Here is an 8,415-nt window from a genome sequence, read left to right as displayed (position 1 = left end):
TTGCCAGGTGAAGCGCTCCTTGCGGCCAGACTGGCAGCGCAACCCGTGAGGCGCTCCATACCCAGATCCCGCCGCTCTCACCCGGGCGCTTTAGCCGCTCCGCGCTTGGGGCTGCCGGTAGCAGAAGCTGTGCCCCCCTATGGGGCCTCGACCGCGGAGGCATCTCGCGAGCGACCCTTGTTGCCGAAGCCACTTGAGGTGGCGAGGGCGGAGCGGGCTGCGGCACAGTTCGGGGAGGTCATCGGATAATCTGCCGGCAGGCCCCACCTGGCCCGGTATTCCTCAGGGCTCAGCCCGTACGACGCGCGCAGGTGACGCCGGAGCGACTTGAACTTCTTTCCGTCTTCCAGACAGATGATGTAGTCGGGGGTCACGGAGTGTTTGATCGGCACGGCGGGCTTCAGCGGCTTTGCCACCGGCTCCGGTTCGCCAGCGCCCAGTCTGACGAGCGACCCGTGAACGCTGTTGATCAGATCGCCGATAATACTGACGTCTGCCTGGTTATTGGCGATATACGCGGCGACGATTTCGGCCGTGTAGGTCACAAGATCCTGCGGTTGAGCTTGGTGTGGCATCGTGGCCCTTCATGCATGTGTTCGTGAGCAGATCCTGCGTTAAATTACACAGGTCTGTTCTGCTTCATACGAAAAACACCGGTCAAACATGGCGCAGTTGCGTGCGCCCCCCAGCTGGGGCGGGCCAACCGCAAAGTATAAACACCCCAATAAAAAGAGGCCATTCACCAGTTTAGATCGTTTCTCGAACGTCTGGAATCATAAGGCGTTGCCACTTCGACGCATTCGGTGGAACCACGGACTGTGTTTCAAGACGAAGGGCAGGCTCACCAGATAGGCAGCCCATGCGATGACGATTACCAAAACGCTCGCTCAAGCTCGGGCAGTGCCAGATGCGACGACGCTGCCTGCGGATGTGTCGGACATAAGAGGGCCTACGGTCTAGATGGCGGTGGCGGCGATGACGATCGGGGAGAGCAAGATGCTCATGCTGCGCTCCTTGTTCTTCAGTCGCCAGATTGCCGTAAGTCACTGCGGTTGCCATCCGTTTTGTTCGTTTTTAGGGTGATTGTCGAGGGCGCGGGATCCACCCACTTCTCGCCATGGCGGTGGCGATCCACGGGGCGATCACGGCCGGCTCGGCGATGCAGTACCACACCATATCGTCGCCATCCTCCCGGACCCACGCCACTACGCGCGCAGCCTCGCGGTAGGAGTAGGTGACGGTCTCCCCACCAGGCCCTGTCCAGACAGTGTCAGCGAGCGAGGACCAGAGGTCGGCAGCCAGGGCTCCATCTGCTCGCACGCGCTCGCCGACCGCGTGGTCGAGCGCGGCCTCAAACGCCTTGTGGGCCCAGTAGAGCCGCCGGCTCGGTACCCCTGCAAAATCATTTTTGTCGAAGATAGGGACGACCGCCTCCGTTTGTGTCTCAGTGTTTATCATCACTGAATCACACTGGGCGCCATGTTGATATGATTGATCCGGGTGGATACCAGGCGCTCTAGCAGGACAGCCAGAATCCCAGGCGGTGCTCCTCCTGCTCCCACGAGAGGCCGGTCGTGGAGATCACCTCGTCGATCCAACTGCTGCCACGCCCCCTGAAAAGCTCGTTGGCGAGCGCGATCACCTCGGGCGGCAGCGCGTCCCTGTGTGCGTCGCTTGTCATGCGTACCCGTCCCCTAGACCGATCAGTGTCACCCGCACCACCTCGTCCACCATACCGCGACGCAGCGCCTAAATAGCCGACAGCCCACCCAGTGCACTGTCAGGGGCAGTGAGTGCATCCAGCATGACCCACGGCCCGTGGGCCGCCATCATGGGGAGCATCTGCTCGAGACCCGGCACAAGACGACCGTCCGAAATTTGTATACCAGGGTACACCCCACCTCGCATTACGCCGGACCGCGACCACCTCGTGCCTGCGACGGATTTTTGAGAGCTCGCGAGGGGTGATGCCTATCAGGCGCGCGGCGTCATGCTCGCTGAGCATGGGCCCCGACACGGCGGCGACCTCGGCCCGGTGCACTGCATTGCGTGCTAGCGCCTCTACCAGTGGATCCCTGGTGCGCATAATATGCCTCCTGACCCCACCCCACCATGGGAGCAGCGCCGTGAATGCGAAATCGCCAAAGGCCGAGCGTCCGAACACACTGAGGGACGTGATTCCATCATACGATGGATTCAACGATTTTTTCGTGCCGCCCAATGAGGCCGATCAGAATTTTACGCCTTACACTGACGCCGACTTGGTGTGGGAGTGCCCAGGTGATGTAGAGGCTGACGCGGGTCCACACTGCGAGGGCGAGGCTGAAAAGTGATTGCCTTATCCGGCGCCCCTGACGGGTCTGTCGCAAAGTTTTTTGGCGCTAACGCGGAGTTGTGGGTAGCGGGGCGAAAATGATGGCGCCGGAGACCGATGCCAGGAGCCTGAACACCCTCGCCGAAAAGATCAAACGTTGTGCCTGGGACGACTTCAAGGATCGCCATTTCAAGGCGGCGCTGATCATTCAGGCGGTGACACGGTATCTGCGCTATCCGCTCAGCTACGGCGACCTCGAAAGCCTGTTCGCCGAGCGCGGCTTCGATGTCGACCACGCCACGATAAATCGCTGGGTTCTGGCCTACGCGCCGATGATCGAGAAACGCCTGCGCCAGTTCCGCAAGCCCCATTGCGGATCAATCCGTATGGACGAGACGTGCATCAAGGTCCGTGGCGAATGGCGGTATCTCTACCGCGCCGTTGGCAAGCACGGGACGTCAGTTGATTTCCCGCTGATAGCCAATCGGGATATTGCTGCGGCCGAACGCTTTCCCGCAAGGCGCTGAAGGAATGCACCCTGCTGGCCCCGGACAGCATCGGCACGGACGGAGCCGGCGTCTACCATCCCGGTCTGATCCCAGATCAAGAGCTTGATCCGATCCGCCCGCTTCGCCCGGCAGACGAAGGCGGCTCCGCAGAACGGGTCCATCCCGAACATCTCCTGCACCGCCAGCGCCAGGCCATCGATGCCCTTGCGGAAGTCCACCGGCCGGGTCGCCACGAAGACCTTCACCGGCCCGCCATGACCGAACATCACGATGCTGCAGCCCGTACCGCGCGGATCGCCCGCGTCAGCTGCCCCTCATCGGCGCCAGAACCCGCCCGGATCACGACATCGCCAACGACGATCTCAATATCCGACCGGGCGACCGCAGCCGGCGCCGCAGCCGAACTGTCACAACAACCAGTTCCGCGAAGACAGGCAGGGTCGCCACGCTCTCGGGCGCCGCCAGATTACCTTTGCGTATCTGCTTGCGCCAATCGTATATCTGCCAGCGCGTCGTTCCATGCTTGCGCGCCACATCAGCGACCGTCACACCGGGGATCATGCTCTCCACCGCGATCCGCGCTCGCTCGGCTTTTGTGCGCTGCCGCCGACCACTCGGCCCATCGATCACTTCCAGCCGCGAAGCTCCAACACCCATCGAGCCGTCTCTCTCCAAATCCAACACCTCCGATGCACGTGTGCGCGGAGAATGCTGGCTTCAGACCAGAAATGGCAGAAGGAGATCGGCGTCGCGCTTACGAACAAAAGTGTGAATGGGTCGTTTGGGAGAACGTCAGGTTGCGGTCGCTCGATGGCTCAATCCTTCGGCTCGGAGCGTGAAAAGTTGCGGCTGGTAGCAGCCGATATTCAGATGGAGCCGGGCTGATAGCGCGGCGATTTTCGGTCCCGTATTTTGCACAACGATAAGTGTGAAAAATGTTTGTGAGCTTGGAACTGCGGAGGCAGGTTCCGAGTCCCGAATGAGGGGGCCGAAAAGTGTGAATAATAGTCTCCAGGCCTGATCCAAATTCCCCCAGTGTTTTGCCTCACGTCGAGCCGAAGGGCTGCGACAGGGAGGAAAACCGTTGCGGAGCTTGGGATTTGGAGGCCGTCAGGAGACCGATATAAGGTGCGTAGGCACCTGGCAAACGTCTGTGTGTCCTATTGGACACACAACGTTTGCGGTATTGAGCCAATTTATTTATTGGGGCTTCTGGGGGAGAGCGAGCCTGTGGCTTGCGATTGCTGGGGTTTTGGTCGGCAGGAAAAAAGGGGTGGAATTTGCTGCTGGCCTCGAGGACTTCGCTCTGGATGGCCGGCTGTTTTAATGGGGGTTATTGGGGCTCGGCCGAGCTTTTAGAGCGGCCGTTTTGGGGGGCGCCGCAGGCTTATAGCTTCTTCATACTTTACGGGGGGGCGCGCTTAAAATGGTTATTTTGCGCGTTTTAGGGGACGCTGGTGAACTCTATGGTGAGCCAGCGTTTCTAGGGGTGTCTCAGGTCGGCTTTAAGGGCGTGTCAGAGGGTGCGAGCTGTTGCTGGCTGCGTTGTTGGGGGAAGTTCTCGGATGGCCGTCCTGGGCTTCTGAGCGAGGGATTTGTGCAGGAGGATGAGGGTAGGGGAGGGGTTTAAAGTGTGAATAATATGCTGGTATTTATTCACACATTTTGGATTGGGTGGGCTTGCGCGCTGATCGGGTGAAAAGTGTGAATAATCCTGAAAAATTAGGCGCCTTAATTTCGTTTATGGATGTCGGAAGAGGTGCCGATAAAAGTGTGAATAATAGGTTCGAATTAAGTGTGCGAGCGAAGCTGTTTTTGGCTCTGGGAACCTCTATGAAGGGGGCTGCTGGCTCCAACTAAAAGTGTGAATAATCGCTGCCAGTTAAGGCAGTGTATGTTGGCCGGATTGGATGTCCTGATGGCCTGTTTCTCCGAGGTACGGGGTTTCAGAAAGTGTGAAAATTCATCTGAATTTTACTGCCTTAATTCGTTCCATGGTCGGGCTATCTGTGGGTGGGTCTGGATTTGGAGTGTGAATGATGATGTCGGCTGATGCGGGGTTAGGCGTCATGAAGAGGTGCTGAAGGACGGTTCACCGCCGTGAAACGCTTCCAGGATTAAGTGTGAATAATGGGGGGTAGTTTCCATGCCAGGTTGTTCTGCAGGTCGGCTGGATGAGGGCTGAAGCAGTGGATGTGCGTCGGCGTCAGGGGCTCTGAAAGTGTGAATAATGGTCCCTGATTATTCTCCTAGCCTGTTGGCGGGTTTCGCGGATTGGCCAAAAGAATGGCGGCCCTTTGGGGAAGGCAGATACCGGGTGTAGGGATCTCGCTGGGTTTCTGGCGGTCTGGTTGAAGTGTGAATAATCGGATTGATTTATCGCACTGGTGGCACCCGGGTTTGGGGCCGGCTGGTTTGCGCGGTGTCGGCCGTGCTTTTGGAAGTGTGAATAGTCGTTCTGATTATTCACACTGGTGGCGCCAGGGTGTGTCCGGTGGTCCCAGGAAGCCGCTCCGGAGGGCGGCTGTGGGATCCTGGATGAGCGAGTGTGCTAGAACTGTCAGGCGACCTTGGTAGCCTTCGCAGCGCGGCCTCGGGCGACGAAGAAGCCAATGCGCTTGCGCTGTGCCTCGGTGAGCGGCTTGTGCGCCGGAGCGGCCGGCGCCGCGGTCTTCGGTGAGCGTCCGGTGAGCTGTTTTTGCTGATCGGGCAAATCAGGGGATGTTCTGGCATTAGAACCAGCATTAGTGCTGACATTAATACCAGAACAAAGAGGTTTCATGGCTCGCATAGAGATCATGTCCGGTACCGAGCGCAGACGGCGTTGGTCGGACGAGGCGAAGCTGAGGATACTTGCGGAAGCTGATGAGCCCGGAGCTCGCATGGGCGATGTGGCGCGCCGGCACGACATTCATCCGGGCCAGATCCGCTTGTGGCGGCAATCATTCAGCTATGCCGATCGGCCGGCCGTGTTCCTTCCGGTGGAAATCACCGGGGAGGTTGGCGTAAGCCAGCCGTCTACCGCAGCAACGAGGTCGGCGCTCGTCGAGGTATTGCTTCGAAACGGTCGGAGCTTGAAGGTTCCGGTTGATGTTGAGCTGAAGCTGCTTGGCCCGCTCGTCGCTTGCGTGGAGGGGGCATGATCGGACCATCGGGGAATGTGCGGGTCTACGTGGCCTGCGGAGTGACGGATATGCGGCGTGGCATCGATGGCCTGTCGGCGCTGGTCGAAACGGTCGTGAAGGAGGCGCCGGGCTCAGGCGCGATCTTCGGCTTTCGCGGAAAGCGCGCCGACCGGATCAAGCTTCTCTGGTGGGATGGCCAGGGGTTCTGCCTATTCTACAAGATTTTGGAGCGCGGGTACTTTCCCTGGCCGACGGCGAAAGAGGGTGTAGCGCACCTGACGCAGGCGCAGCTTTCCATGCTCGTTGAGGGGATAGACTGGCGACGCCCGGCGTGGACGTCCGCTCCCGGTCGAACGGGATAAAAGCTAGATTTTGCAGTGGCATACGAGGGTTAGCGCTGGCGCGTCAGAGATAAATCGGCTAGATCTGCAAGTATGGAAACAGCGCCGCCGGACAGTCAGGACGATCTCTCTGCCTTGCGCGCGCTCGTCGCGGAACAGGCGGCGAAACTTGTGTGCCAGGAAGCCGAGGTCGTCAAGCGAGACACCATAATCGGGCTTCTTCGCGCGCAACTGGAGCTTCTCCGACATCGGCAGCATGGCGCGTCTTCGGAAAAGATCGACCGGAAGATCGGGCAATTCGAGCTGATGCTGGAGGAGATCGAGGCCTGCCGGGCCGAGGCGGAACTGCGCTCCGGCACAACTCCTCTGCCGGAGTTGGACGACGCATCCGGGAAGCCGAAGCGCAAGCCTCTACCCGATGATCTCGCCACCGAAGAACTGGTCTATGCGGCTCCCTGCAATTGCCCGACCTGCGGTGGTACGTCGTTCCTGAAGGCGGCCGACAGGGTGGTCCAGGTGCTGGAGCACGTGCCGGCGTCGGTCAAGATTGTCCGGCATGTCGAAAAGCGCATAATCTGCAGGGAATGCGATACGGCGGTTGCCGGCGAGATGCCGACCTTGCCGATCGAGCGCGGCAAACCCGGGCCGGGGCTGCTCGCCCATATCATGGTCGCCAAATTCGACGATCACATTCCCCTCTACCGCCTGTCTGAGATGTACGACCGGTTGGGCATAGACATCTCCCGATCCGTGATGGCCGACTGGGTCGGGCGCGTATCCGCCTTGCTGACGCCACTTGTCTTGCTGATCCGGGCCCATATCGCCGCGCTCGACCGAATACATACGGACGATACCCCGGTCGATGTCCTCGATCCTGGGCGGGGCAAGACAAAAACCGGCAGGGTCTGGGTCTACGTCTTCGACGGCAGTGGCTACCAATCCGCCACGCCCGCAGCCATTGCCTATTACTATAGCCCAGACCGCAAGGGCGCGCATCCGGCTGACCACCTCGCGAACTTCAGCGGCGTCATGCATGCCGACGGCTATGGGGGCTACAAGAAACTGTACGGGAACCAGATCGTCGAGGCCGCCTGCATGGCGCATGTGCGCCGCAAATTCCATGATGTGATCAAGCTGAAGCCATCTCCGCTTGCTGAGGACGCGTTGTCGCGCATTGGAGCGCTCTACGATATCGAGAACCGTATCCGCGGCATGTCTGTCGGCGAGCGGCGTGCTCTGCGCCAACAACATGCCCGGCCCGTTCTGGACGAACTCAAGGCCTGGATCGAAACCACGCTCTCAACTTTGCCACAGAAGCAGAGGCTGGCCGCGGCGATGCGATATGCCCTCTCGCGATGGGCAGCCTTGAGCGTTTACATCGACGATGGCCGTGTCGAAATCGACAACAACATCGCTGAACGAGCAATGAGGCCGCTTGGAATCGGAAGGAAGAACTGGCTGTTTGCCGGCTCGGACAAGGGCGGTGAGCGCATCTCCAACATCCTGACCATCATCGAAACGGTCAAGTTGCACGGCCAAAATCCGGAGGTGTATCTGACAGATGTCCTCGCCCGGATCCAGGATCACCCCAAGGATCAAATTGAAGACCTGCTGCCCTGGAACTGGACGCCAGCAAACCCTCGACGCGAGGCCGCCTGATGGCGCGCTCGAGGGTCATCTACACACTCAGCCGGGTCGCCGGCATGATCGGCGAGAACCTCGAACTGATCGAAGAAGTGACTGCAAACCCGGACAACATCCCCGAGGGCGAACTGGTTTACGTTTGCGATGGCACTGAAGATGGCACGACGGGCCTGACCGGGAATGGCATCGACGAGCTTCAAAGCCTCCTCGCCGACATCAGGACGTGGGACGGCGGTATCCGCGAGTTCCTCATCGACGCCCAGTGCGATGCTGAAATAATCGACCGCATCATGGCTGATGAGATGAAACGCGGCCTATAGGTTCCATCTCTCGACATCCCAAAAATGCGTTCGCCGGACGCTCACGGTCTTCGCAGCCTTGGCAGCGCGTGCGGTCTTGCGGCGCTCGGCGGTGACGGGGGCGACGCCGCCGGTTGACCTGCTCCCCGAAAATCGGACCATTCTGAACTGGAATTTTCCACT

The 8,415-nt window shown here is 59.8% G+C and carries 9 protein-coding genes and 2 pseudogenes; 5 read left to right on the top strand and 6 right to left on the bottom strand.

Translation table 11 applies throughout. From position 1 onward, the window contains the following. Positions 1-137: 137 nt before the first annotated feature. The 3 genes from AC6A67_RS03680 to AC6A67_RS03670 all read right to left on the bottom strand — a co-directional run bounded on the left by AC6A67_RS03680 (position 138) and on the right by AC6A67_RS03670 (position 1,681). Positions 138-575: a Ros/MucR family transcriptional regulator gene (locus AC6A67_RS03680; RefSeq protein ID WP_498035208.1), complete on the bottom strand. Its 438-nt coding sequence runs from the start codon at positions 573-575 to the stop codon at positions 138-140. Between the two features lie 499 nt (positions 576-1,074). After that, a complete protein-coding gene (locus AC6A67_RS03675) occupies positions 1,075-1,458 on the bottom strand; it encodes a hypothetical protein (protein ID WP_498035207.1) in 384 nt (127 codons plus the stop codon). 58 nt (positions 1,459-1,516) lie between these two features. After that, positions 1,517-1,681, bottom strand: coding sequence for a hypothetical protein (locus AC6A67_RS03670; protein WP_498035206.1), 165 nt, complete (start codon positions 1,679-1,681; stop codon positions 1,517-1,519). A 734-nt stretch (positions 1,682-2,415) separates the two neighbouring features. On the opposite strand from AC6A67_RS03670, the pseudogene AC6A67_RS03665 reads away from it, so the two are divergent. Further along, positions 2,416-2,909 (top strand): annotated as a pseudogene (locus tag AC6A67_RS03665) (IS6 family transposase); the annotation flags it as partial. A 45-nt stretch (positions 2,910-2,954) separates the two neighbouring features. Here AC6A67_RS03665 and tnpB (AC6A67_RS03660) read toward each other — a convergent pair. The 3 genes and pseudogenes from tnpB (AC6A67_RS03660) to AC6A67_RS03650 all read right to left on the bottom strand — a co-directional run. After that, positions 2,955-3,089, bottom strand: a pseudogene (tnpB, locus tag AC6A67_RS03660) (IS66 family insertion sequence element accessory protein TnpB); the annotation flags it as partial. Positions 3,090-3,162: 73 nt separating this feature from the next. Further along, positions 3,163-3,480 (bottom strand): transposase, encoded by a 318-nt coding sequence (locus AC6A67_RS03655; RefSeq protein ID WP_498035205.1) that lies wholly within the window; start codon positions 3,478-3,480, stop codon positions 3,163-3,165. A 1,903-nt stretch (positions 3,481-5,383) separates the two neighbouring features. Continuing rightward, entirely contained in the window at positions 5,384-5,614 is a 231-nt protein-coding gene (locus AC6A67_RS03650) for a hypothetical protein (protein ID WP_498035204.1), read from the bottom strand. A 7-nt stretch (positions 5,615-5,621) separates the two neighbouring features. Between AC6A67_RS03650 and tnpA the strand changes: the two genes are divergently transcribed. The 4 genes from tnpA (at position 5,622) to AC6A67_RS03630 (ending at position 8,253) form a co-directional block, all read left to right on the top strand. Beyond that, positions 5,622-5,966, top strand: a complete 345-nt coding sequence (gene tnpA, locus AC6A67_RS03645; RefSeq protein ID WP_498035203.1) for an IS66-like element accessory protein TnpA — start codon at positions 5,622-5,624, stop codon at positions 5,964-5,966. Continuing rightward, positions 5,963-6,310, top strand: coding sequence for an IS66 family insertion sequence element accessory protein TnpB (tnpB, locus tag AC6A67_RS03640; RefSeq protein WP_498035202.1), 348 nt, complete (start codon positions 5,963-5,965; stop codon positions 6,308-6,310). The genes tnpA and tnpB (AC6A67_RS03640) overlap by 4 nt, the downstream gene beginning before the upstream one ends. A gap of 72 nt (positions 6,311-6,382) precedes the next feature. Beyond that, positions 6,383-7,948, top strand: coding sequence for an IS66 family transposase (tnpC, locus tag AC6A67_RS03635; RefSeq protein WP_498035201.1), 1,566 nt, complete (start codon positions 6,383-6,385; stop codon positions 7,946-7,948). Further along, a complete protein-coding gene (locus AC6A67_RS03630) occupies positions 7,948-8,253 on the top strand; it encodes a hypothetical protein (RefSeq protein ID WP_498035200.1) in 306 nt (101 codons plus the stop codon). Before tnpC ends, AC6A67_RS03630 begins: the two co-directional genes overlap by 1 nt. The last annotated feature ends 162 nt before the right edge of the window (positions 8,254-8,415 follow it).

It is taken from the genome of Camelimonas sp. FR25, assembly GCF_059740505.1.
Note: the sequence above shows the minus strand (reverse complement) of the source record. Positions and strands in the feature narration are given on the sequence as shown.